This is a genomic window from Curtobacterium sp. ME12 (assembly GCF_903970855.1).
In the GTDB taxonomy this organism is placed as follows: Bacteria; Actinomycetota; Actinomycetes; order Actinomycetales; family Microbacteriaceae; genus Curtobacterium; species Curtobacterium poinsettiae_A.
The window spans coordinates 166,083-188,578 of record NZ_CAJCKD010000001.1 but is presented as its reverse complement, the minus strand read 5'-3'; the positions used below and the strand labels follow the sequence as shown (position 1 = coordinate 188,578).

The following is a 22,496-nucleotide window of genomic DNA, read 5'->3' as shown; positions in this document are numbered from 1 at the left end:
CCTACGCGGGGGCGATACCCGGGTTGCCGAACGGGCGACGACGGGTCTTCGAGGTCGACTCGGAGTCCGACGGGTCCGCAGCGGTCGAGGCGGCCTTGCCGGGCACGTCGATCGCGGGCAGGTTGCTGACCGGGCGCTTGTCGCTGGAGAGCCACTGCGGGCGCTCCGGCAGCTTGCGGACGTCCTTGAAGATCTCCACGAGCTCCGGGGCGTCGAGCGTCTCCTTCTCGAGGAGCTCGCCGGCCAGGCGGTCGAGGATGTCGCGGTTGTCGTTGAGCACCTGGTAGGCCTCGTCGTGCGCGGCCTCGAGCAGGGCGCGGGTCTCGGCGTCGACCGTCTGGGCGATGGTCTCCGAGTAGTCGCGACCGGTGCCACCGCTCATGTCACGGCCGACGAACGGCTCGCTCGAGCCGGACCCGAGCTTGACGGACCCGACGGCCTGGCTCATGCCGTACTCGGTCACCATCTTGCGGGCGGTGCCGGTGGCCTTCTCGATGTCGTTCGAGGCGCCCGTGGTGGGGTCGTGGAACACGATCTCCTCCGCGACGCGACCACCCATGGCGTAGGTGAGCTGGTCGAGGAGCTCGTTGCGGGTGACCGAGTACTTGTCCTCGAGCGGCAGCACCATCGTGTAGCCGAGGGCACGGCCGCGGGGCAGGATCGTGATCTTGGTGACCGGGTCGGTGTGCCGCATCGCCGCTGCCGCCAGGGCGTGGCCGCCCTCGTGGTACGCGGTGATCAGGCGTTCCTGGTCGGACATGATCCGGGTCCGGCGCTGCGGGCCGGCCATCACACGGTCGACGGCCTCGTCGAGGGCACGGTTGTCGATGAGCTGCGCGTTCGAGCGGGCGGTCAGCAGGGCCGCCTCGTTCAGGACGTTCGCCAGGTCGGCGCCGGTGAAGCCAGGCGTCTTACGGGCGAGCAGCTCGAGGTCGACGCTCGCGGCGAGCGGCTTGCCCTTCGCGTGCACCTCGAGGATCTGCTTGCGACCGGCGAGCCCCGGGGCGTCGACGCCGATCTGGCGGTCGAAGCGGCCCGGACGCAGGAGCGCGGGGTCGAGCACGTCGGGACGGTTCGTCGCGGCGATGAGAATGACGTTCGTCTTGCCGTCGAAGCCGTCCATCTCGACGAGGAGCTGGTTCAGCGTCTGCTCGCGCTCGTCGTTGCCACCGCCGATGCCGGCACCACGGTGCCGACCGACGGCGTCGATCTCGTCGATGAAGACGATGGCCGGCGAGTTCGCCTTGGCCTGCTCGAAGAGGTCGCGGACACGGCTCGCACCGACACCGACGAACATCTCGACGAAGTCCGAACCGGAGATCGAGTAGAACGGCACGCCGGCTTCACCCGCGACGGCGCGGGCGAGCAGGGTCTTGCCGGTTCCGGGAGGGCCGTAGAGCAGCACGCCCTTCGGGATCTTCGCCCCGACGGCCTGGAACTTCGCGGGCTCCTTGAGGAACTCCTTGATCTCGTGCAGTTCCTCGATCGCCTCGTCGGCACCCGCGACGTCGGCGAACGACACCTGCGGGTTCTCCTTGTTGTTGATCTTGGCCTTCGACTTGCCGAACTGCATGACCTTCGAGCCGCCGCCCTGGGCGCTCGAGAGCAAGAACCAGAAGAGGGCACCGATGATCAGGAACGGCAGGAGGATGCCGAGCAGCGACAGGAACCAGTTGCCCTGGGCGACGCGGTCGTTGTAGCCGTCGGGCAGGTTGGCGTCGTTGACGGCCTGCACGACCTCTTCGCCACGGGGCGTGGAGTAGTAGAACTGCTCCTGCTTGTCGCCGTCCTTCAGGACGAGGTCGACCCGCTGCTCGGTGGAGTTGATGGTCGCGGACGAGACCTTGTCATCCGACAGCTGTTCGAGACCCTTCTGGGTGTCGATCTCTTGCGTGCTGCCCTGGCTGATGACGCTCCAGCCGATGAAGATGCCCGCCAGCGCGATCAGCACGTAGAGGTACGGGCCGCGGAAGATGCGCTTCAAGTTCATGTGATCCGGGCGCGAGTGCCCGACACCTTTCTCTGCCGAAGTTGCGTGCTGATCAGCATACGGCCGCGATTCTGTGGCGAGAATGGGTGTCCTCTGCGGGCGAACTCACCCCCGGGCCAGAGTCGGCCGAGTGCGACCCGAGCGCAGCGGTCCCTGCGTCAGGAGTAGACGTGCGGAGCGAGGACGCCGACGCCGCGCAGGTTGCGGTAGCGCTCGTCGTAGTCCAGGCCGTACCCGACCACGAACGCGTCGGGGATGTCGAAGCCGACGTACTTCACGTCGACCTCGACCTTGGCGGCCTCGGGCTTGCGCAGCAGGGCGACGATCTCGACGCTCGCGGCACCACGGGACTGCAGGTTCTGCTTGAGCCACGACAGGGTGAGACCGGAGTCGATGATGTCCTCGACGATCAGGACGTCGCGGCCGTGCAGGTCGGTGTCGAGGTCCTTCAGGATCCGCACCACGCCGGACGACTTCGTGCCGGAGCCGTACGACGACACCGCCATCCAGTCCATCCGCGCCTGCATCTTGAGGTGGCGCGAGAAGTCCGCCATCACCATGACGGCACCCTTGAGCACCCCGACGAGCAGCGGGTCGCGGCCCGCGTAGTCGGCGTCGACGACCGCCGCGAGCTCGGCGAGCTTCTCGTCGATCTGCTCGGGGGTGAAGAGCACTTCGGACAGGTCTGCCTGGACGTCGGAGAGTTCCACCACGCCAGCCTAACCGGCGCTGAACTCGATGCGGTCGCCGGTCCGCGCCGCACGGACGCCCGGCAGGTCGATCGGGCCCTGTCCACTCCAGTCCGTGACGAGCCGGCAGACCTCGAGCGTCTGCACGCGCGACAGCGTCACCCCGAACTCACTCTCCACCGCCAGGCGCACGAGTCGCTGCCGGAGCGCCGGCGGGTTCGCCCCGAGCGCCCGGACCGACAGCGAGATGCCCGCCTCGGAGTGCTCGGCGATGTCCTCCGCGATCTCCTCGGCGAAGTGGTCGAGGGCCGCGGAGTCCTCGCGCAGCTGGTCGGCCGTCCGGGCCAGGGCCTCGGGAACCCCGGCACCGAGCTCCCGTTCGAGCACCGGGAGCAGGGTGTTCCGCACCCGCACCCGCGCGTACGCGGGGTCGTCGTTCTGCGGGTCGTGCCACGGCGCCAGCCCCGCCGCGGCGCACGCCTGCCGGGTTGCGTGGCGCCGGACCGACAGGAGCGGCCGGCCGTACGCCGGACCGCCGTCGCGTCGAGCGAGCGGTTGCATGCCGGACAGGCTGTCCGGCCCGCTGCCGCGCAGCAGGCCGAGCAGCACGGTCTCGGCCTGGTCGTCCAGCGTGTGGCCCAGCAGCACCAGGGGCGACCCGGTGGCGGCCGCGACCTCGGCGATCGACGCGTGGCGGGCCTCCCGGGCGGCGCCTTCCGGACCACCGTCGGAGCCGACCGTGACCCTGCGGACCGTCACCGGGTCGAGTCCCAGCTCGGATGCCTGCCGGGAGGCGCGGCTCGCGACCGCCTCGGAGCCCGCCTGGAGCGCGTGGTCGACGACCACTGCTCCGGCCCGCAGACCCTGCTTGCCCGCTTCGAACGCGGTGGCCGCCGCCAGGGCGAGGGAGTCCGGTCCGCCGCTCAGTGCGACGAGCACCAGGTCGCCTGCGGCGACCACGCCGTCGTCGACGGCTGCGGCGAGCAGGTCGCGGACGGCCAGGCGGGTCTCGGCGACGGCGGGGTCGAGCCGGGGACGCGGAGAGTTCACCCGGTAACGTTAGCCGCGCTTTCGCAACACACGACAGTCCCCGAAGCAGACACAGGAGCGCAACATGGCCGCGTACGACGTCGTCGTCGAGATCCCCAAGGGCAGCCGCAACAAGTACGAGGTGGACCACGAGACCGGTCGCGTCTACCTCGACCGCGTGCTGTTCACCTCGTTCGTCTACCCCACCGACTACGGGTTCTTCGAGAAGACCCTGGCCGACGACGGTGACCCCGTGGACGCGCTGCTGCTGCTCGAGTTCCCGACGTTCCCCGGCGTCGGCGTCAAGGTCCGCCCCGTCGGCGTCTTCAAGATGAGCGACGAGGCCGGCAACGACGAGAAGGTCCTCGTCGTCCCCGCCAAGGACCCGCGCTGGGCGCACATCCAGGACATCTCGGACGTGCCGGAGCAGACGAAGGCCGAGATCGCGCACTTCTTCGAGCGCTACAAGGACCTCGAGCCGAACAAGTGGGTCAAGGCCGAGGGCTGGGGCGACGCCGCCGAGGCCGAGCGGATCGTGCAGGCCGGTCAGGCCGCGTACGTGCCCGGCTCGCACTGACGATCCCCTGACGACGAACGGCGCCCGCTCTCCATCCGGAGGGCGGGCGCCGTTCTGTGGTGGTGCTGTTGCGCGGCGCGGCGCGTGCGGGGGCAGGGCGTGCGGGGGCACGCGGGGCGTGCGGGAGCGCGCCTGGTGGAAACGGGCGTACCGGGTGGAGACGGGCGTACCGGGTGCGCTGATCCGTGCAGGTACGCCCGATCCCGCTTGCTACCGCAGCCGCTCTGGGAAAGAACGGGCACACCGGGAGCGGGCTACAGGGAACCGCTCGGGCGGGCGACGTACGGCATGAGCTGGTTCGGCAGCCAGATCGCGCGCTCGACGACGCCGACGCCGGGGCGAGCAGCCTCGACCATGGTGCCGTAGCTCGTCACGATCGAGTCGTGGTACGCCCCCGAGGCCGTGCCGTTCGACGAGTAGAACAGGATGTCGCCCGGCTGGCGCTGGGACAGCGGGACGAGGCGGCCGATCGACTTGAAGTAGTTGTACTGCCAGACCACGTTGTGCCCACCGGTCGCGATGCCCTGCGAGCTGTAGGCCATCATCACGAGGCCGGAGCAGTCCCAGGTGTTCGGGCCGGCACCGCCGAGGACGTACGCCTTGCCGAGCTGCCCACGGGCGTAGGAGATCGCGCCGGCGGCCTTCGACGGGCTGCTCGGGGCCGGAGCGGGGGCAGGGGCGGGCGCGGGAGCTGGGGCGGGAGCCGGCTTGCTCGGCGTGCTCGGCTTGCTCGGGGTGCTCGGCTTCGCGGGGGTGCCGGGGTTCGACGGGGTGCTGGGCTTGGACGGCGTGCTCGGCACGGCCGGGGTGGAGGTCCCGCCGGAGGCGCTGCCGCCGGTGTTCCCGGTGGTGCTTCCGCCAGAGGTACCGCCGTCGCTGCCAGAGCCGGTGCTGCCCGTGTCGCCCGCGTTGCTGCCGCCGGTGGCGTTCCCGGTGCCGGCATCGCGCGTCTGCTTCGCGATGGCCGCCGCGGCTGCCTTCGCCTGCTGCGCACTCCAGTACGCGGTCTCCGTCGCGACGCTCGTGCCCTTCAGGTACGCGAGCTGGCGCAGGACCTCGTCCTGCTGGTCCTGTTCCTCCTGCACCCGAGCCTGGGCGTCGGCGGACACGTCGTTCGCGGTGGCGAAGGCGGTCTTCGTCGTCTCGGTCGCCTTGCTCAGGGCCTTCTCGGCCGCGGACTGCTGCGCTGCGAGGGACTCGACGGTCTTCTGGTCAGCGCGTGCCTCGGCCAGGACCGTCGCGGAGCGCTCGGACAGGTGCGACATCGTGCCGACGCGGTAGAGCAGGTCCTTCGAGTCCGACGAGTCCATGAGCATCGTCGTCGACAGGTCACCGCCGCCCGTTCGGGACAGCTCGACCACGAGCCCGGCGACCTGGCCCGCCGAGTCGTCCGCCCGGTCCTTCGCGCGCTTCGACTGCGCGGACAGGTCGGTGAGGGTGTCCTTCGCCTCCTGCTGCTGCGACGCCGCGAGGGCGTACGCCTGCCCGGCCTGCTGCTCGGCGACACCGGCCCGGTCGGCGGCGTCCTGCAGCGCGCCGAGCCGGTCGCTCAGCTCGTCGACCGTCTGCTGAGCGTCGGCCGCGTCGGACTTGGCGGCCTTGACGTCGTCCCAGGACGGACCAGAGGGTGCGGCCTGGGCCGGTCCGGCGATGACGACCGACAGGCCGATGCCGAGCACGGCGATGGTCGCGATCCCGCAGGAGAACGAGCGAGCGGTGGTGGTCATGACGTGGGTCGACGCCTTCTGGTGGCGCTGATGCTCATACCGAGATCCCCCGCGCTGCCATGAAGGGGACCGGGTCGACGGCGGCGCCGTTGATCCGGGTCTCGAAGTGGAGGTGGCACCCGGTCGACCAGCCGGTCGAGCCGATCTTGGCGATCTGCTGACCCGCGGTGACGTGCTGGCCGGCGGTGACCATGATCCCGCCGTCGACGACGTGGCCGTACGCGGTGGAGATGCCGCCGCCGTTGTCGAGGATGACCTCGTTGCCGTAGCCGCCGCCGTTGCCGGCGAAGGTGACGGTGCCGTCGTGTGCCGCGTAGATCGGGGCGTAGCAGGCCGGGGCCAGGTCGACGCCGGCGTGCAGGGCGCTGACGTGCGTGTAGGGGTCGACGCGGTAGCCGTAGGGGCTCGTCTGGAACCCGCCCGCGGGTCGGACCCAGCCCGCCGGGTTGGCACTGCCGCCACCGGTGCCGCCCTGGCTGGTCGCCGCGGCCTTGGCTGCTGCCTTCGCGGCGGCTGCGGCGAGGCGGGCCTGGCGTGCCTTCTCGGCGGCGACGCCCTTGCGGTAGTCGGCCTCGACGCCGCGCTGCTTCGAGGTGAGCGCGGTGAGCTGCGCCTCGAGCCGGGCCTCGTTGTCGTTCTGGGCGTCCACCGCGGTCTGTGCGGCGTCGGCGGCACCCTGCGCCTGCTGCATCTTCGACTGTGCGGCGTCGGCGAGGTCCCCGAGGGCCTGCTTGGCTCGGTCGGCCTTGTCGGCGAGGCCCTGGGCCACACCGCGGTCCTGCGAGGCCTGCGCGTAGATGCCCTCGGACTGCTCGCTGAGCTTCGACATGGCACCGAGCTCGTAGAGCAGGTCGCCGGAGTCGGACGGGTGCGTGAGGATGTCCGTCGTCACGTCGTCACCGCTGGTCCGACCGAGCTGGGCGGCGAGCTGACCGGCCTGCTCCTCGGACCGCGCGGCGGTCTGCTCGGCGTCGTCGGCCTGCGACTGGAACTTCTTCTGCTTGAGCGTCGCCTCGTCGTACTTGTTCTGCGCGGCCTGGTACGCCTCGCCCGCGGCCTGTGCGGCCTTCTGCTTGGCAGCCGCCTCGCTCTTCAGCGACGAGATGAGCGACTTGATCTCGCTGACCTTGGCCTGCTGGGCGCTGGTCGACGACTTCGCCTGCTGCACCTCGTCCCAGCTGGGGTAGCTCGCGGCGCTGGCGGACGACGTCGGGGCGATGGCCGCGAGCGCGCCGGCCGTGAGCGCGACGGCGACCGCGGCGGCGATCAGGCGGCTGCGGGAGCGGAGGGACAAGGGAGTGGAGGTCGACATGTATCTCGATTTCGTAACAGCGCGGCAAGGCTCACGCACGTAACACTGTTAACAGGTGCAACAGTAACAACACGGGTCGCAGGCTCGACAGCCCCTCGGACGAGGGGTGCGACCGCCGACGATGCTCGCACCGGCAGCATCGGAGACCCGTGCGCGGACGCCGCGACACGCCGGGGATGCACGGTTGGCGGGGTCGGATTTGTGAAACCCGGGGGGCGTCCGTATGCTTGTCCATCGGTAGCGCGATGCACTGCTTGCGGCCCTATCGTTTAGTGGCCTAGGACACCGCCCTTTCACGGCGGCAGCACGGGTTCGAATCCCGTTGGGGTCACTCCTTGAGTGAGCGAGCAAGTAGTACTGAACAACACCACAGCAAGACACAACACGCAGTACCCACAACACAACATGGCCCTGTAGCGCAGCTGGTTAGCGTGCCGCCCTGTCACGGCGGAGGTCGCGGGTTCAAGTCCCGTCAGGGTCGCCACGGCTGGATAGCTCAGTTGGTAGAGCGTTCGACTGAAAATCGAAAGGTCCACGGATCGATGCCGTGTCCAGCCACCGGTGAAGGCCCCCTGCTTCGGCAGGGGGCCTTTTCCGTTGTCCGGCCGGTGTGACGTCGTTCGCAGAACACCGGTGTTCGCGCATCGAACCGCGGCAGGCGCGTGTGCAACGGGCGAACACCGGTGTTCTGCGGAGGGGCTAGGCCTCGCGGGTCTTCGGGCTGCTGTCGTTCGTCTTCGCGGGGTCGCGCTCGACCACGGCACCCAGGGCATCGTCGATCCGCGACATGAGTTCCGCCGGGATCGTGACGCCGGCGGCGCCCGCGTTGTCGTGCACCTGCTCCGGGCGCGATGCCCCGATGATGGCGCTCGCGACGTTGTCGTTCTGCAGGACCCACGCGACCGCGAGCTGCGCCATCGACAGGTCGAGCTCGTCGGCGACCGGCTGCAGCTCCTGCACCGAGGAGAGCACCTCGTCACGCATGAACCGCTTGATCATGTCCGCGCCGCCCTTGTCGTCGGTCGCGCGGGAGCCCTCGGGCAGGGGCTGACCCGGCTTGTACTTGCCGGTGAGCACCCCCTGGGCGATCGGGGACCAGACGATCTGCGAGATGCCGAGTTCCTTCGAGGTGGGGACGACCTCGTCCTCGATGACCCGCCACAGTGCCGAGTACTGCGGCTGGTTCGAGATGAGCTGGAAACCGAGGTCCTTCGCGAGCGCAGCACCGGCCCGCAGCTGGTCCGCGGTCCACTCGCTGACGCCGACGTACAGGACCTTGCCCTGGCGCACGATGTCGGCGAAGGCCTGCATCGTCTCTTCGAGCGGGGTCTCGTGGTCGTAGCGGTGCGCCTGGTACAGGTCGACGTAGTCCGTCTGCAGCCGCTGCAGCGATCCGTCGATCGACTCGAGGATGTGCTTGCGGGACAGCCCGGTGTCGTTGTGGCCCTTCGGACCGGTCGGCCCGAACACCTTCGTGGCGATCTCGAGGGACTGGCGCCGCTCCCCCTTGAGCGCTTCACCGAGGACCGTCTCCGCGCCGGTGTTGGCGTAGACGTCGGCGGTGTCGAACGTCGAGATGCCGACCTCCAACGCCGCCTTGACGCAGGCGATGGCCGCGTCGTTCTCGACCTGGGAGGCGTGGGTGAGCCAGTTGCCGTAGGTGATCTCGGAGACCTTGAGGCCCGAGTTGCCGAGGTAGCGGTACTCCATGTGCGTGTCACTCCTGTCGTGGGGCGCGTCGGTGCGACCCGAACCGTGACGGTAGTCCGACGTCGTCGCCGCGTACTCGGCAACGCGACACAGCACTGTACGCTGATGTTTCAGAAGTGGTGGGGAAAGACGAAACCCCGGCGATGTGGCCTGGGCCAGTGATCGTTCCGGGGTCTTCGCCGACAACGGTAGCAGACAGGGGCGCGATGCAGGAAGACGAGCTCGAACGGCTGATCACCCGAGAGCGTCTCCGCTCGTACACGGAGCAGACCGGATCCGCGACCATGGCGTTGCGGCTGTACGAGTGGAACACGCGAGCCGCAGCTTCCGTCATGGAGCTCACCGGCGCCGTGGAGATGTTCGCGCGCAACGCGCTCGACCGCGAACTCCGCGCCTGGGCGGCGGCTCGCACCGGGGCGTCCTGGTTCGACATCGCCCCGTTGGACCATCGTGGACGGACTGACTTGGCGAAGGCACGGGCACGAGCCAGTCCAGACGGACGTCGTGACGAAGTCCACGGAAGGGTGATCGCGGGACTCAGCTTCGGGTTCTGGCGTTACCTCGTCGAGTCGCGGTACCTGACCGCACTGTGGACGCCTGCGCTCTCCGGGGCTTTCCCCGACGGGCCTGCAGACTCATTGACCCGTCAACGCGAGGTCCGGCGCCGACTGCAACAGCTGCACTTCGTGCGCAACCGGGCTGCGCACCACGAGCCCATCCACGCGCGAGACCTGCAGCGGGACCACGACTACGCGGTTGAGCTGCTCGGGTGGATCAGCCCGCACGCGGCGAGCTGGGCCGCGGAGACCACCTCGCTGCACGTCGTGCTCCGCGCCCGCCCTGACGTGGGGGTGCAGGATCAGTAGGAGTGCGGCACGGAGAGGTGCAGCCAGGAGCGAGGGAGCATCCATGACCGGAGCGAGCGTGTTGTTCATCGGCGGGAGCGGCGTCATCAGCGCCGCCTGCGTCCGGGAAGCCGTCGAGCAGGGGTTCGACGTCACCGTGCTCAACCGGGGGACCACCGGGGGCAGGCCGATCCCGGAGGGCGTGACGCGCCTCCAAGCCGACGTGTCGGACCGCAGCGCACTGGCGGACGCACTCGGCGACCGCCACTTCGACGTGGTCGTGAACTGGATCGCCTTCACACCCGACCAGGTGCAGGCCGACGTCGACTTCTTCGCCGGACGGACGCGGCAGTACGTGTTCATCAGCTCGGCCTCGGCGTACCAGACGCCGGCGACGCACCTGCCGATCACGGAGTCGACGCCGATGAAGAACCCGTACTGGCAGTACTCGCGCGACAAGATCGCGTGCGAGGAGCTGCTGGTGCAGGCGTACCGGGAGCAGGACTTCCCGGTGACGATCGTGCGGCCGTCGCACACCTACGACGAGACGAAGCTGCCGCTGACCGGCGGCTGGACCGCGGTCGCGCGGATGCGGGCCGGCAAGCCGGTCATCATCACCGGGGACGGCACCTCGCTGTGGACCCTGACGCACAGCCGTGACTTCGCGGTCGCGTTCACGGGGCTGCTCGATCGTGCCGAGGCGATCGGCGAGCCCTTCACGATCACGAGCGACGAGGCGCCGACGTGGAACGCCATCGCGCACGAGATCGCTGCGGCGGCGGGCGTCGATGACCTGCGGATCGTGCACGTGCCGGCGGACGCGATCAACGCGGTCGACCCCGAGTGGGGCGCGGCGCTGCTCGGCGACAAGGCGAACAGCTCGGTGTTCGACAACAGCAAGGTCCGGGCGCTCGTGCCGTGGTACCGGCCGCGCACCACCTACCGGCAGGGTGTGCGTGAGGTCATCGCCTGGTACGAGGCGCACCCCGAGGAGCAGGTCGTCGACGAGCGGCTCGATGCCCTGATGGACGAGTTGGCGGCGCGCTGGGCGGTGTGAGCCGCACTCGGTGGCGGGCGCCGGCGCCGACGGCCCGGCGCACGCAAGACACCGGTGTTCGCGCTCCGCACCGCGGAATGCGGGGGTTCAACGCACGAACACCGGTGTCCCGCGGATCAGATCAGGCGCGCGCCGCCAGGACGTCGGCCAGGGTTCCGATCGCGAAGCGCACCTCGTCGTCGGTGACGACCAGGGGCGGCGCGAAGCGGATCGTCGACCCGTGGGTGTCCTTCACCAGGAGCCCGCGGTCGGCGAGGTCCTTCGCGATCGCCTTGCCGGTACCGAGCGCGGGGTCGATGTCGATCCCGGCCCAGAGACCGGCCACGCGGTGCGACACGACGCCGTGCCCGAGGAGGTCGTCGAGCAGGCCGCGCAGCAGCGGTTCGCCCTCGAGGGCCCGCTGCTGGAACGTGCCCTCACCGAGCATCGCCACGACCTCGGCGCCGACGGCTGCGGCGAGCGGGTTCCCGCCGAAGGTCGATCCGTGCTCGCCGGGGCGCAGGACACCGAGGACCTCGCGCGAGCCCACCACCGCGGACACCGGCACGATCCCACCGCCGAGTGCCTTGCCGAGCGTGATGAGGTCGGGCCGGACGCCGACGCGTTGCACGGCCAGGGTGTGGCCCGTCCGCCCGAGGCCGGACTGGATCTCGTCGGCGACGAACAGCGCACCGAACTCGTCGCAGACCTCCCGGACGGACGACAGGTACGAGGCCGGCGGGATGACCACGCCGCCCTCGCCCTGGATCGGCTCGAGCAGCACGGCGACGACGGTCTCGTCCATCGCCTCGCGCAGGGCAGCGGCATCGCCGTACGGCACCGTGCGGAAGCCCGGCGTGAACGGCCCGAAGTCGCCGCGTGCCGAGGGGTCGTCGGAGAACGAGATGATCGTCGTGGTGCGGCCGTGGAAGTTCCCGGACGCGACGATGATCGTCGCCCGCTCGGACGGCACGCCCTTGACGCGGTAGCCCCAGGCGCGGGACACCTTGATCGCGGACTCGACGGCCTCGGCGCCGGTGTTCATCGGCAGGACCATCTCGGTCTCCGTCAGCGCTGCCAGTGCTGCGGCGAACGGCCCGAGCTGGTCGTTCACGAACGCGCGGCTCGTGAGCGTCACCCGGTCGAGTTGCGCCCGTGCGGCGTCGAGCAGCCGCGGGTTGCCGTGGCCGAAGTTCACCGCCGAGTACGCGGCGAGGCCGTCCAGGTACTGCTTCCCGTCGACGTCGGTGACGGTCGCTCCGGCGCCCGACGCGATGACGACGGGCAGCGGGCTGTAGTTGTGCGCGAGGGCGCGGTCCTCGACGGCGAGCGCCGCCGCGGTGTTGACCCCGAGCGACGCTGCCGCCGACATCAGCTGACCCCGAGCGAACGCGCGACCGAGGTGCCGGTGCCGACCGGGTGCAGGTCGAGCGTGCAGCACTTCACACCGCCACCGCCGAGCAGCAGCTCGGACAGGTCGACGCCGATCGGGTTGTAGCCCTTCTCACGCAGCTGCGACGCGAACGTGGTCGCGCGCGACGCGATCACGACGTTGTACCCGTCCGAGTACGAGTTCAGACCGAGGATCGCGGCGTCCTCCTCGGTCGCGATGATCGCGTCGGGGAAGCGCTCGCGCAGGATCGCCAGCGACGGCTCGTCGAAGGCGCTCTCCAGGTAGGCGATGTTCGACGTACCGTCAGCCGCGGGCTCCGGGTCGAGCACGGCGATGGCGGTGTCGAGGTGGTAGAAGCTCGGGTTGATGAGCTTGAGCGTGACGACCTCGCGGCCGTAGATCGTCGCGAGCTCGTCGTGGGAGGTGCTGTCCGACCGGAAGCCCGTGCCGGCGAAGATGGTGTCCCCGATGAGCAGGAAGTCACCCTCGCCCTCGTTGGTCTGCTCCGGCTCTGCGACGGTCAGGCCGGCCTGGCGGAACCAGTCCATGTACGCCGGGCCCTCGGGCTGGCGCTCGGGGTACTGGAACTTCGCGCCGTACGCGATGCCGTCGAGGACGAACCCGCCGTTGGCCGCGTAGACCATGTCCGGCAGACCGTCGATGGGGTCGATGTACGAGATGTCGAAGCCGAGCTGCTCGTAGACGGCGACGAGCGACTCCCACTGCTCGACGGCCTTCGACGTGTCGGTCGGCTCCTCCGGGTGCATCCACGGGTTGATCCGGTAGCTCACGGTGTAGAAGTCCGGCTTGCACATCAGGATCGTGCGCTTCGTGGCGACACGCGCCGGAGCGGCGGGAGTGGCGGGTGCGGTGTTCGACATCAGTCCTCCGAGGACCGGGGTCCGAGCCTGCCAGGAACCACCACTGAAGAGATGCTCCGGCGAGATGCAGGCTCACTCGCCGTAGCGGACCAGGTCGACGCCACTCAGAAGTCTGGCATGAACCGTCCGACGAGTGCAGTCCCCCGCCTGCGGGACCGTGACACCCGTTCGGGTGACGCACGTTTCGTGCGCGAGACCCACCGGCCTCGCAACAAGTCCGCGTACGATGGGGACAAATGGATACGCTCGACCACCGCATCCTGGATCAGCTCCGGGACAACGCCCGCGCCGGCTACGGCGACATCGGGTCGGTGGTCGGACTCTCGGCCTCGGCCGTCAAGCGCCGTGTCGACCGGCTGGTCGGTGACGGCGTCATCCAGGGCTTCACGATCAAGGTCGACCCCGCCGTCGAGGACCGCGGCACCGAAGCCTGGGTCGAGCTGTACTGCCGCGGCACCGTCTCGCCGGACGAGCTGCGTGCCCTGCTCGACACCGTCCCCGAGGTCATCGACGCCGGCACGGTCACCGGCAGCGCCGACGCCGTCGTGCACATGCGCTCGAAGGACCTGTCCGCGCTCGAGGAGGCGCTCGACAAGGTCCGCCTCGCACCCCAGGTCGACCACACCCGCTCCGCGATCGTGCTCTCCAAGCTCGTCAGTCGAGAGACCGCGTAACGTCCCACGCATGGGACGGAAGATGGTCTGGAGGCGCGGCTCGGCACCCACGAGATCGCGCCCGGCCCGGCAGCTGGTCACCGCTGCGAGCGTCGCCTACGTCGCGAACTGCCTGTGGGGCACCGCGGTCGCCGTGCGGCTGATCCGCACGAAGAAGCTCCGCGTCGTGCACCACGGCCTGTTCGTCGTGACCGCGACCCTGACCGGCGTCGCCGCGACGACCCCCGCGTGGACGCGCGACCGGACCGCGCTGTTCCTGCTGCCGGCACTCGTGCCCCTGGCGGTCGCTCCACGCACCGACCCGCGCTCCGGAGCACACTGGAAGGTCGCGGTCGCCGCCGCACCGTCCTACCTGGGGGCCGTGCTCGCACGCAGGCGATCAGAGAGGTGAGCAGTGGAGCTGTTCGAGGCCATCCGACGACGACGCACGACGAACGGGCCGTTCCTGCCCGATCCGGTGTCGGACGAGCACCAGCGGCTGCTCATGGAGCTCGCCGGCCGGGCACCGTCGCAGCTCAACAGCCAGCCGTGGCGCTTCGTGCTGATCGAGGAACGCCAGACGATCGACCGCGTCGCCGAGATCAGCGGCAGCTCGATGACCCGCACCATGGCCGAGGGCACGTTCTTCGAGCGGTACAAGCCGTACTTCCGGTTCTCCAAGGCCGAGATGGACTCCCGACGCGACGGCATGCTCTTCGACAAGCTCCCCGGGCCGCTGCGGCCGTTCACGAAGCAGGTGTTCACGAAGCGCGGGCAACTGCTCATGAACACGCTCCGGGTGCCGCAGACCCTGGGTGAGGAGAACCGGAAGCTCGTCGCCGGGTCACCGCTGCTGCTCGGCGTGATGCTCGACCGTCACGAGTACCGGAAGGAGGAGCTGTCCGGCTTCTACTCGGTGTTCAGCATGGGCGCGGCGATGGAGAACATCTGGCTCGCGACGACCGAGCTCGGCCTAGGGATCCAGTTCGTGTCCTTCCCGATGGAGACCCCCGGCGCGTGGGAGGAGATCGAGGGACTGCTCCGTGTGCCCGAGTCGCTCGAGCTGATGGCCGTCTACCGGATCGGGTACCTGCCGCCGGAACGACGACGGCCGGCCATCGACTGGACGTCGAGCGAACGCAAGCGACCCTCGCAGTACGTGTTCCGCGGCACCTGCGACACCCCGCAGCAGGGGTGGGACGACGCACCCGTCGCAGCCCACATCGAACCGGAGGCGACCACATCGTGATCGACACCCGACCAACTCAGAGCACCCCGGGCCTCCCGGCTGTCGCCCCCGGCCTGCCGGGCCGCCCCTGGATCTCGCAGGACTGGCTCGACGTCGTCTTCGTGCACTGGCGCGTCGACGTGTCGGCGGTGGCGCCGCTGCTGCCGGCCGGAACGCGGCCCGACACGATGGCGCTCGACGGCACCGACGACGGGGTGACCACCTGGGTGGGCCTCATCGCGTTCCGGTTCGAGGACACGCGGTTCCCGCCGTTCTCGACCGGGAGCATCGGCGACTTCGTCGAGCTGAACGTCCGCGTCTACACGGTCGACGAACAGGGGCAGCGCGGGGTGGTGTTCCTGTCGCTCGACGCCGGCAAGCTCCTGCCGACCATCGGCGCACGCGTCGCGACCGGACTGCCGTACCGGTGGGCGGTCGCCCAGTCGCGTAGCGGTGACGGCCGCGTCGGGTACGCGATGCGTCGCCACGGTACCCACCTGCGGTCGATGCTCGACGTCCATGTGGGCGAGGCGCTCGACGAGCCGGGGCCGCTCGAGACGTTCCTGACGGCGCGGTGGGGCATGCACGTGCACCGGGCCGGGCGGACGCGGTTCTGGCCGAACGAGCACGAGTCGTGGCCGTTGCACCGGGCCTCGGTGGTGTCGCTGCGGGACGACCTGGTCGGGGCAGCCGGGCTGCCCTTCGGGCTGACGGAGCTCGAGCCGGACTCGGTGCTCTACTCGCCGGGGGTCACGACGCGGTTCGGTCGGGGACGCTGAGGCCGGACGACGTCAGTCGAAGGGTGCTCGGCGCGCGACGACGAACTGATGGACGGCCTCCGCGGCGCTGATCACCGCGAAGGCAATGCCGAACGTCCAGAAGGTGTTCCGGTAGTCGGGGAGATCAGCGAGCGTCAGGCCGAGGACCGCCAGGACGACGCAGCACACGGCGACCGCGAGTGCCGTCCATGCAACGACGAGGCGATCGATCCGCGGCACGGATCGCGCGAAGCGGAACGCCGTCGGGACGCCGACGAGCACACCGAACAGGGCGCCGAAGGGGAACCCGACGGTCAGGGTGGTGACCGACACGATGCCGACGCTCACGACCGCGACGACTACGCGGGTGACGTGGGACCGCCACGAGGCTTCGCGGCTCTGCTCGTCGTACGCGCGCAGACCCGTCACGAGCAGGGCAACTGCGCCGACGGTCGTCACCAGTGCGGCGGACACCCCGACGATGAGGGCCAACGCACCACCGAAGGCGATGCCGAGGGCGACGTGCGCGGCGGCGAGGAGCAGGGCGAGGACCGGGTACAGCCAGACCTCGAGCGGCCGGGTCGGTGTGTTGAGGACCCAACCCGGCGGCGTCTCCTCTGCGGGGTCGTCGGTATCGGGGTCTCGGGTCTCCACCTGGCCATGATGTCCGATCGGTGCGTGCGTGGTTCGGTACGGCGACTTCGGGGGACAGCGGCTGAGTGGTGCACGGTCGACCGCAGGTACAAGGGAGCCATGACTCGAGTGGCAGTGGTGACCGGTGGATCCGCAGGACTGGGACGGGCGACCGTCCGGGAGCTCGCCGCACGGGGGTGGGACGTGGCCGTCCTGGCCCGCGGTCAGGAGGGCGTCGACGCCGCGGCCGCCGAGGTCGAGGCCGCCGGACGCCGGGGACTGGCCGTCGCCGTCGACGTGTCCGACCGTCAGGCCGTCGAGGCCGCTGCCGACCGGATCGAGCGGGAGCTCGGACCGATCGACCTGTGGGTGAACGGCGTCATGGTCGGCGTGTTCGGCAAGTTCCTCGACACCGCGCCGGAGGACTTCGAACGGGCGCTGCACGTCACGTACCTGGGGTTCGTGAACGGGACCCGGGCCGCACTGTCGCGGATGGTCCCGCGTGGCCGTGGCCACGTCATCCAGGTCGGGTCGGCGCTCGGGTTCCGCGGCATCCCCCTGCAGGCCGCGTACTGCGGTGCGAAGCACGCGATCGTCGGGTTCACCGAGTCCGTCGTCTCCGAGCTCCGCGAGCAGGGCAGCAAGGTCCGGGTCTCCCGCGTGGACATGCCGGCGCTCAACACGCCCCAGTTCCAGTGGGTGAAGTCGAAGCTGCCGCACCACCCACAGCCGGTCGCCCCGATCTACCAGCCCGAGGTCGGCGCCCGCGCCATCGCCGCCGTGGCCGAACGACCGCGCAGCCGCACCTGGGTGGGCGAGTCGACGGTCTACACGATCCTCGGCAACCGGATCAGCGGACGCTTCGCCGACTGGTACGCCGCCAAGACCCTGGTCGACGGGCAGCAGGCGCCGGACAAGGACGGCCTCGAGATGCGGGACAACCTGTACGAGCCGGTGCCGGGCGACCACGGTGCGCACGGGGTCTTCGACGAGTCCGCGCACGCCTGGTCGCCGCAGACCTGGTGGGTGGAGCACCGCCGGGTCGGCAACGGCATCATCGGGGCCGTGCTCGGTGCCGCCGGGGCCGTCGCGCTCGTCGCGGGACGCCGACGATGAGCCGCCGGTCGCCGTCCGTGAGCGGGGCAGCCGTCGTCGAGCTGGCCCGTGCCGGGCTCGGCCTGTGGCACCTGAGCCGTGCGGCCCGAGGGTCGGACCAGGCCGTGCTGCACGGCGTGCTCGGGGTCCGACAGCTCACACAGGCTGCGCTCGTCGCGCGGGCTGGTTCCGGCAACGCGCACACCCTGAGTGCCGTCGTGGACGCCCTGCACGGTGCGACGATGGTGCCGTTGGTCGTCGCCGATCCCCGTCGACGCCGGTTCGCGCTCGACCAGTGCTGGATCGCCGCGGTGCTCGCGGTCGCCGAGGCAGCGGTCGTCGGTCCCGGCGGTCGTCGCTGACTCCTGTCGGGGGTGCTCGGTAGCGTCCCCCGACATGAGCACGATCTACTCGGTCGCCTCGTCGCTCGACGGGTTCGTGGCCGCACCCGACGACGACCTCGGCTGGCTGCTGCAGTTCGGCTTCGAGCCGTTCCAGGAGCACCACGACCGGTTCTTCGCGGGCGTCGGTGCGATCGCGATGGGGTCGACGACGTACGAGTGGCTGCTCGAGCACGACGACACGTGGGCGTACCCGGACCTGGCGACGTGGGTGTTCACGACCCGCGACCTGCCGGTGCCGGACGGCGCCGACGTGCGGTTCGTCTCCGGCGCGGTCGGCGACCACCAGGCCGACCTCGAGCGCGCGGCCGGTGACCGTGACGTGTGGGTCGTCGGCGGCGGGCTGCTCGCGGCGCAGTACCAGCAGGCGGGGCTCCTCGACGAGCTGCGGGTCACCGTGATGCCGGTCGCGCTCGGCGCCGGCGCACCGCTGTTGCCGGTGGCGGCCCCGACCCCGGTGTTCGAGCTCGTCGGCACCACGCAGTTCGAAGGCGGGGCGGTCGAGCTCCACTACCGTTCCGCAGCAACCGCGGCGTAGCGTCCGGAGCATGAGCGACAACGAGCAGACCGAGCCCGTCATGGACGGTGCCACCGATGCCACGAACCACGAGAAGCTGCAGGGCCTGATCGAGCAGGTCGACCACGACCACGCCGGTGAAGGTGCCGGCGCGATGGCCGACCACCTGCGGGACCGCATGGACGAGACCGGCGTCGAGGACGAAGACGCGGGTGACGCCGAGGACTGATCCTCGGGTCACTTCGTGAGCAGAAGAGGTCGGGTCCCGTCTGGGAACCCGACCTCTTCTGCTCACGAAGCGGAACGCGCGAAGCGGAACGCGCGAACGCGCCTAGACGCGCAACTCGGAGAAGTCGCTGTCGACGTCGCCGAACCGGTGCGCTGTGATCGACACCGACTGCTCGCGCAGGTACGGCAGCATCTCGATCACGCCGGCCTCGACCACGGGGGCGTCATGGATCGCGACGTCGATGCTCGCACCCAGGGCTTCTTCGAGGGCCAGGGGGTCCCCGCCGAGCAACCGGATCCGGGCTCCGGGACCACCGAACGCCGTGTGCGCCGGCCGGTCCTGCCCCTGTGACAACACGGCCTCGAGCGCGTCGACGGGCTGGTCGTCCTGATCGGTGGACCAGTCCGCCTGGAACACGGCCCCCGAGGACGCACGGGCGTGGAACTCCTGGTCGGACTCCACCAGGTGGTCGACGACGTCGAGCGGCGACCGGGTCCCCGCCAGCAGCTGCGTGAGCGGGCCGGGCAGTGGCCGAGCCGTGCTGAGCAGGATGTGCGCACGTGCCGAGGTCGCGGCGACGAGCGTGCGGACGAGGTCCACGGTCGAGGCGTCCTCGGCCTGGCGCACGATGACGGACTGGGGTCGGTGGCGCAGCACGTTCCGCTGCACCACGAGCCCGGACAGGTCCCGCGACCGGAAGAGGGTCTCTCGTGCACGCACGTCGCTCAGGGCCCCGGCGCGGACGCGGTCGAACTCCTCGAACGACAGCCCGCTGCGTGCGGCCTCGATCACCGCGGTGACGCGTGGGGGCAGGCCGTGCAGCTGGATGCTCTTGTGCACGGTCCGGGGCGTGGGCAGCCAGCGGCCGAGGGTCGCGACGTACATGGGGCCGCCGGCCTTGGTGCCGGTGCCGACCGAGGAACCCTTCCAGCCGCCGAATGGCTGCCGTCCCACGACGGCACCGGTGATCCCGCGGTTGACGGACAGGTTGCCGGCGCGGACGTGGGCGAGCCACTCGGACACCTCGTCGACGTCGAGCGAGTGGATGCCCGCCGTCAGCCCGAAGTCGGTGCCGTTCTGGATGGCGATGGCCTGCTCGAGGGTCTCGGCTCGCATGATGCCGAGCACCGGGCCGGAGTACACGGTCTGGTGGAAGTCGCTGCCGGGTCGGACACCGTCGCGGATGCCCGGCGACCAGAGCCGGCCGGAGTCGTCGACCGCCTCGGGCTGCACGAGCCAGGACTCCCCCGGCCCGAGCTCGGTCAGACCGCGGCGGAGCCCGCCCTGCGGTTCTGCGATGAGCGGGCCGACCTGCGACGTGGGGTCGTCGGGCCACGCGACGCGGAGCGTGCGGGTCGCGTCGACGAGCTGCCGCTGGAAGCGCTCGCTCTCACCCACCGATCCGACCAGGATCAGGAGGGACGCCGCCGAGCACTGCTGTCCGGCGTGCCCGAAGGCGGACTGCACGATGTCCTGCACCGCCAGGTCGAGGTCGGCGCTCGGTGTGACGACGATGGCGTTCTTGCCGCTCGTCCCGGCGGTGAGCGGCAGTCCGGCACGCCACCATCGGAACGAACGGGCGGTGTCGGACGAGCCGGTCAGGATGATGCGGTCGACCGTGGGGTGGCCGATGAGGTCGCGGCCGAGTTCGTCCTCGGCCAGGTCGACGAGCTGCAGCAGCGAGTGCGGCACCCCGGCGTCCCAGAGCACGTCGGCGAGCACGGCACCGGAGCGCTTCGCCTCGGGCGCGGGCTTGAGCACGACACCGCTGCCCGCAGCGAGCGCCGCCAGCACGCCACCGGCGGGGATCGCGACCGGGGAGCTCCACGGCGGCACGACGACGGTCAGCCGCGGCGGCACGTACTGCGCGCCCTCGACGTCACCGAGGCGCCGGGCGCTCTCGGCGTAGTAGTGGGCGGCGTCGACGGCCTCGGTCACCTCGGCGTCGGCCTCGGCGAAGGTCGTGCCCGTCTCGGCGGCCATCACCTCGATCAGGTCGGCGCGGCGGGTCTCGAGTTCGTGCCCGATGAGGTCGAGGAGCTCGGCACGGTCGGACGGGTCCTGCCGCCCCCAGTTCACGCCGGCCTGGGCGGTCCGTGCCATGATCCGCTCGAGCTTGGAGCGGTCGGCGACCTTCGCACCGCGGATCGTCTGCGCGCCGAGCTGCGAGCGCGGCACGCGGCGCAGGACGTCGAGTGCCCAGGCGCGGTTCGCGGCGATGGACGGGTCGGTGTCGGGGGCGTTGCGGAACGCGTCGCGCAGGACGGGTTCGCCGAGCGCACGACGGCGGTCCTGCGTGCGGTGGGTGGCGGGGACGGGCTCGTCGAGTGCGGTGACGGACGCCAGGAACCGGCTGTGCTCCCGCTCGAAGACGCTGGCGTCGTGGTCGATGTCGGACGCGGCGGCGATGAAGTTCTCGGGGCTCGCGCTCTCCTGCAGGCGACGGGCCAGGTACGCGATGGCCGAGTCGAACTCGTCCGGCTGCACGACGGGCGTGTAGAGCAGGATCTGCCCGACGTCGGCCCGGACGGCCTGGGCGTGGGTGGACGCCATGCCGAGCAGCATCTCGACGTCGACCGCGTCGGTGACCCCGCGGCGCTGCGCGAGCACCCACGCGGTGGCGAGGTCGAACAGGTTGTGTCCGGCGACCCCGATCCGCACGGCGTCGGTGCGCTCCGGCGTCAGTGCGGCGTCGAGCATCCGGAGGTAGGCCGTGTCGGTCTCGGGCTTGCTGCCCCACGTGGCGAGGGGCCACCCGTGCAGGATCGCGTCGACGTGCTCCATGGCGAGGTTCGCGCCCTTGACGAGCCGCACCGTGATCGGGGCACCGCCGCGCGCCCGGCGTTCCTGCGCCCACTCGGTCAGCGCGTCGAGTGCTCCCGCCGCGTCGGGCAGGTAGGCCTGCAGCACGATGCCGGCCGGCAGGTCGGCGAACTCGTCACGGTCGAGCAGCGCCCGGAACACGGCGATGGTGACGTCGAGGTCGCGGTACTCCTCGATGTCGAGGTTGATGAACTTGGCGGGGCGTCCGGCGGCCGTCGGTGCCGTGGCCAGGCGGTAGAGCGGGACGAGCCGGTCGACGACGCGCTCGACCGTCTGGTCGAAGGCCCACGGCGAGGTCTGCGGCACGACGGCGCTCACCTTGATCGACACGTGGTCGACGTCGTCGCGGGCGAGCAGGTCCATGGTGCCCTGCAGGCGTCGGTCGCTCTCGGCGCTGCCGAGGACGGCTTCGCCGAGCAGGTTGACGTTCAGTCGCGTCCCCGGACCGCGGACCTTGGCGAGGGCGGGGCCGAGCTTGCTCGTGCTCGCGTCGATGACCAGGTGGCCGGTCATCCGGCGCAGGATCCGGCGCGCGGTCGGGATCACGGCCCAGGGCGCCATGGTGGCGAACCCCCCGCCGAGCGTCACCGCCCCGCGCAGGTACCAGGCGAGGAAGTCGGGGACGTCACGGCTCAGCTGCTCGAGGTTGCGTGCCGCCACCCGGGGGTCTTCGGGGCGGATGACCTTGTCCACGAACCCACGGGTGAAGTCGAGGCCCTGCTCGTCGCGCAGGACCTCGGCCAGACGCGCAGCACCCGGGTCGGGCTTCACCCCGGCGGACGCCGCCAGCCACCGGCGCACGAGCGCGACGGCGTCATCGGTGGTGTCCTGGAGGCGAGCACTCGGCATCCTCCGATCGTATGCCGCACGTCCGACGCGACCTCGGAGCACGCCGTACGTCGGCCAGGAGTCATCCGAGCGGATGAAAGGGGCCGCTGCGCGGTCCGACCGTCCGCCCGGTGGATACGCT

Annotated in this window: 21 protein-coding genes and 3 tRNA genes; 14 read left to right on the top strand and 10 right to left on the bottom strand. The window is 70.6% G+C overall.

Annotated features, from left to right (window positions below; genetic code table 11):
- Position 1: 1 nt before the first annotated feature.
- The 3 genes from ftsH to tilS all read right to left on the bottom strand — a co-directional run bounded on the left by ftsH (position 2) and on the right by tilS (position 3,729).
- Positions 2-1,990, bottom strand: a complete 1,989-nt coding sequence (ftsH, locus tag H7A73_RS00905; RefSeq protein WP_182064263.1) for an ATP-dependent zinc metalloprotease FtsH — start codon at positions 1,988-1,990, stop codon at positions 2-4.
- A 158-nt stretch (positions 1,991-2,148) separates the two neighbouring features.
- Positions 2,149-2,700, bottom strand: a complete 552-nt coding sequence (gene hpt / locus H7A73_RS00900; RefSeq protein WP_017887686.1) for a hypoxanthine phosphoribosyltransferase — start codon at positions 2,698-2,700, stop codon at positions 2,149-2,151.
- Between the two features lie 9 nt (positions 2,701-2,709).
- Positions 2,710-3,729: a tRNA lysidine(34) synthetase TilS gene (gene tilS, locus H7A73_RS00895; RefSeq protein ID WP_182064262.1), complete on the bottom strand. Its 1,020-nt coding sequence runs from the start codon at positions 3,727-3,729 to the stop codon at positions 2,710-2,712.
- Positions 3,730-3,793: 64 nt separating this feature from the next.
- Here tilS and H7A73_RS00890 point away from each other — a divergent pair, with 64 nt between their 5' ends.
- Entirely contained in the window at positions 3,794-4,285 is a 492-nt protein-coding gene (locus H7A73_RS00890; protein WP_027467055.1) for an inorganic diphosphatase, read from the top strand.
- Between the two features lie 254 nt (positions 4,286-4,539).
- Here H7A73_RS00890 and H7A73_RS00885 read toward each other — a convergent pair whose 3' ends face one another.
- Positions 4,540-6,012 carry an NlpC/P60 family protein gene (locus H7A73_RS00885; RefSeq protein ID WP_182064261.1) on the bottom strand — a complete coding sequence of 491 codons (1,473 nt, stop codon included), beginning with the start codon at positions 6,010-6,012 and terminating at the stop codon, positions 4,540-4,542.
- A 34-nt stretch (positions 6,013-6,046) separates the two neighbouring features.
- On the bottom strand, positions 6,047-7,324 hold the full coding sequence (locus H7A73_RS00880) for a M23 family metallopeptidase (RefSeq protein ID WP_182064260.1): 1,278 nt from the start codon (positions 7,322-7,324) through the stop codon (positions 6,047-6,049).
- Positions 7,325-7,582: 258 nt separating this feature from the next.
- Between H7A73_RS00880 and H7A73_RS00875 the strand changes: the two genes are divergently transcribed.
- The 3 genes from H7A73_RS00875 to H7A73_RS00865 all read left to right on the top strand — a co-directional run bounded on the left by H7A73_RS00875 (position 7,583) and on the right by H7A73_RS00865 (position 7,882).
- Positions 7,583-7,655, top strand: a tRNA-Glu gene (locus H7A73_RS00875).
- 76 nt (positions 7,656-7,731) lie between these two features.
- A tRNA-Asp gene (locus tag H7A73_RS00870) sits at positions 7,732-7,808 on the top strand.
- A gap of 1 nt (position 7,809) precedes the next feature.
- Positions 7,810-7,882 (top strand) — tRNA-Phe (locus tag H7A73_RS00865).
- Between the two features lie 141 nt (positions 7,883-8,023).
- Here H7A73_RS00865 and H7A73_RS00860 read toward each other — a convergent pair.
- On the bottom strand, positions 8,024-9,034 hold the full coding sequence (locus H7A73_RS00860; RefSeq protein WP_182064259.1) for an aldo/keto reductase family protein: 1,011 nt from the start codon (positions 9,032-9,034) through the stop codon (positions 8,024-8,026).
- 206 nt (positions 9,035-9,240) lie between these two features.
- Here H7A73_RS00860 and H7A73_RS00855 point away from each other — a divergent pair, with 206 nt between their 5' ends.
- On the top strand, positions 9,241-9,900 hold the full coding sequence (locus H7A73_RS00855) for a hypothetical protein (protein ID WP_182064258.1): 660 nt from the start codon (positions 9,241-9,243) through the stop codon (positions 9,898-9,900).
- 43 nt (positions 9,901-9,943) lie between these two features.
- Positions 9,944-10,936, top strand: coding sequence for an NAD-dependent epimerase/dehydratase family protein (locus tag H7A73_RS00850; RefSeq protein WP_182064257.1), 993 nt, complete (start codon positions 9,944-9,946; stop codon positions 10,934-10,936).
- A gap of 121 nt (positions 10,937-11,057) precedes the next feature.
- On the opposite strand, the gene rocD is transcribed toward H7A73_RS00850, so the two are convergent.
- Together rocD and ddaH are read right to left on the bottom strand one after the other, a co-directional pair.
- On the bottom strand, positions 11,058-12,287 hold the full coding sequence (rocD, locus tag H7A73_RS00845; RefSeq protein WP_182064256.1) for an ornithine--oxo-acid transaminase: 1,230 nt from the start codon (positions 12,285-12,287) through the stop codon (positions 11,058-11,060).
- A complete protein-coding gene (ddaH, locus tag H7A73_RS00840; RefSeq protein WP_182064255.1) occupies positions 12,287-13,189 on the bottom strand; it encodes a dimethylargininase in 903 nt (300 codons plus the stop codon). The genes rocD and ddaH overlap by 1 nt, the downstream gene beginning before the upstream one ends.
- 236 nt (positions 13,190-13,425) lie before the next feature.
- On the opposite strand from ddaH, the gene H7A73_RS00835 reads away from it, so the two are divergent.
- The 4 genes from H7A73_RS00835 to H7A73_RS00820 are packed head-to-tail and all read left to right on the top strand — an operon-like array spanning position 13,426 to position 15,849.
- Positions 13,426-13,863 carry an Lrp/AsnC family transcriptional regulator gene (locus H7A73_RS00835; protein WP_017887694.1) on the top strand — a complete coding sequence of 146 codons (438 nt, stop codon included), beginning with the start codon at positions 13,426-13,428 and terminating at the stop codon, positions 13,861-13,863.
- A 10-nt stretch (positions 13,864-13,873) separates the two neighbouring features.
- Positions 13,874-14,254 carry a hypothetical protein gene (locus tag H7A73_RS00830; protein ID WP_182064254.1) on the top strand — a complete coding sequence of 127 codons (381 nt, stop codon included), beginning with the start codon at positions 13,874-13,876 and terminating at the stop codon, positions 14,252-14,254.
- 3 nt (positions 14,255-14,257) lie between these two features.
- The gene (locus H7A73_RS00825; protein WP_182064253.1) at positions 14,258-15,091 is read left to right on the top strand and encodes a nitroreductase family protein; all 834 of its coding nucleotides are present in this window, start codon (positions 14,258-14,260) and stop codon (positions 15,089-15,091) included.
- Positions 15,088-15,849, top strand: coding sequence for a YqjF family protein (locus H7A73_RS00820; protein ID WP_259362641.1), 762 nt, complete (start codon positions 15,088-15,090; stop codon positions 15,847-15,849). The genes H7A73_RS00825 and H7A73_RS00820 overlap by 4 nt, the downstream gene beginning before the upstream one ends.
- Before the next feature lie 12 nt (positions 15,850-15,861).
- Here the strand turns inward: H7A73_RS00820 and H7A73_RS00815 are convergent, their stop codons facing one another.
- On the bottom strand, positions 15,862-16,482 hold the full coding sequence (locus tag H7A73_RS00815; protein WP_182064252.1) for a hypothetical protein: 621 nt from the start codon (positions 16,480-16,482) through the stop codon (positions 15,862-15,864).
- Between the two features lie 99 nt (positions 16,483-16,581).
- Here H7A73_RS00815 and H7A73_RS00810 point away from each other — a divergent pair, with 99 nt between their 5' ends.
- From H7A73_RS00810 to H7A73_RS00795, 4 genes are read left to right on the top strand one after another with little or no spacing between them, the layout of a single operon-like run.
- Complete coding sequence (locus H7A73_RS00810) at positions 16,582-17,577, top strand: SDR family oxidoreductase (RefSeq protein WP_182064251.1); 996 nt, start codon at positions 16,582-16,584, stop codon at positions 17,575-17,577.
- 17 nt (positions 17,578-17,594) lie between these two features.
- Positions 17,595-17,918: a hypothetical protein gene (locus H7A73_RS00805; protein ID WP_182064250.1), complete on the top strand. Its 324-nt coding sequence runs from the start codon at positions 17,595-17,597 to the stop codon at positions 17,916-17,918.
- Positions 17,919-17,952: 34 nt separating this feature from the next.
- Positions 17,953-18,495, top strand: coding sequence for a dihydrofolate reductase family protein (locus tag H7A73_RS00800; protein WP_182064249.1), 543 nt, complete (start codon positions 17,953-17,955; stop codon positions 18,493-18,495).
- A gap of 10 nt (positions 18,496-18,505) precedes the next feature.
- Complete coding sequence (locus tag H7A73_RS00795; protein ID WP_035809337.1) at positions 18,506-18,703, top strand: hypothetical protein; 198 nt, start codon at positions 18,506-18,508, stop codon at positions 18,701-18,703.
- Positions 18,704-18,805: 102 nt separating this feature from the next.
- Here H7A73_RS00795 and H7A73_RS00790 read toward each other — a convergent pair whose 3' ends face one another.
- A complete protein-coding gene (locus H7A73_RS00790) occupies positions 18,806-22,375 on the bottom strand; it encodes a bifunctional proline dehydrogenase/L-glutamate gamma-semialdehyde dehydrogenase (RefSeq protein ID WP_182064248.1) in 3,570 nt (1,189 codons plus the stop codon).
- Positions 22,376-22,496: the final 121 nt, after the last annotated feature.

Excerpts from the sequence above, each read along its gene's own strand:
- H7A73_RS00810 (WP_182064251.1), top strand. The coding sequence starts at position 16,582 with ATGACTCGAGTGGCAGTGGTGACCGGTGGATCCGCAGGACTGGGACGG.
- H7A73_RS00800 (WP_182064249.1), top strand. The coding sequence starts at position 17,953 with ATGAGCACGATCTACTCGGTCGCCTCGTCGCTCGACGGGTTCGTGGCC.
- rocD (WP_182064256.1), bottom strand. The coding sequence starts at position 12,287 with ATGTCGGCGGCAGCGTCGCTCGGGGTCAACACCGCGGCGGCGCTCGCC.
- H7A73_RS00795 (WP_035809337.1), top strand. The coding sequence starts at position 18,506 with ATGAGCGACAACGAGCAGACCGAGCCCGTCATGGACGGTGCCACCGAT.
- H7A73_RS00880 (WP_182064260.1), bottom strand. The coding sequence starts at position 7,324 with ATGTCGACCTCCACTCCCTTGTCCCTCCGCTCCCGCAGCCGCCTGATC.
- H7A73_RS00835 (WP_017887694.1), top strand. The coding sequence starts at position 13,426 with ATGGATACGCTCGACCACCGCATCCTGGATCAGCTCCGGGACAACGCC.
- H7A73_RS00830 (WP_182064254.1), top strand. The coding sequence starts at position 13,874 with ATGGGACGGAAGATGGTCTGGAGGCGCGGCTCGGCACCCACGAGATCG.
- ftsH (WP_182064263.1), bottom strand. The coding sequence starts at position 1,990 with ATGAACTTGAAGCGCATCTTCCGCGGCCCGTACCTCTACGTGCTGATC.
- H7A73_RS00860 (WP_182064259.1), bottom strand. The coding sequence starts at position 9,034 with ATGGAGTACCGCTACCTCGGCAACTCGGGCCTCAAGGTCTCCGAGATC.
- H7A73_RS00890 (WP_027467055.1), top strand. The coding sequence starts at position 3,794 with ATGGCCGCGTACGACGTCGTCGTCGAGATCCCCAAGGGCAGCCGCAAC.
- H7A73_RS00885 (WP_182064261.1), bottom strand. The coding sequence starts at position 6,012 with ATGACCACCACCGCTCGCTCGTTCTCCTGCGGGATCGCGACCATCGCC.
- ddaH (WP_182064255.1), bottom strand. The coding sequence starts at position 13,189 with ATGTCGAACACCGCACCCGCCACTCCCGCCGCTCCGGCGCGTGTCGCC.
- H7A73_RS00855 (WP_182064258.1), top strand. The coding sequence starts at position 9,241 with ATGCAGGAAGACGAGCTCGAACGGCTGATCACCCGAGAGCGTCTCCGC.
- H7A73_RS00790 (WP_182064248.1), bottom strand. The coding sequence starts at position 22,375 with ATGCCGAGTGCTCGCCTCCAGGACACCACCGATGACGCCGTCGCGCTC.
- H7A73_RS00850 (WP_182064257.1), top strand. The coding sequence starts at position 9,944 with ATGACCGGAGCGAGCGTGTTGTTCATCGGCGGGAGCGGCGTCATCAGC.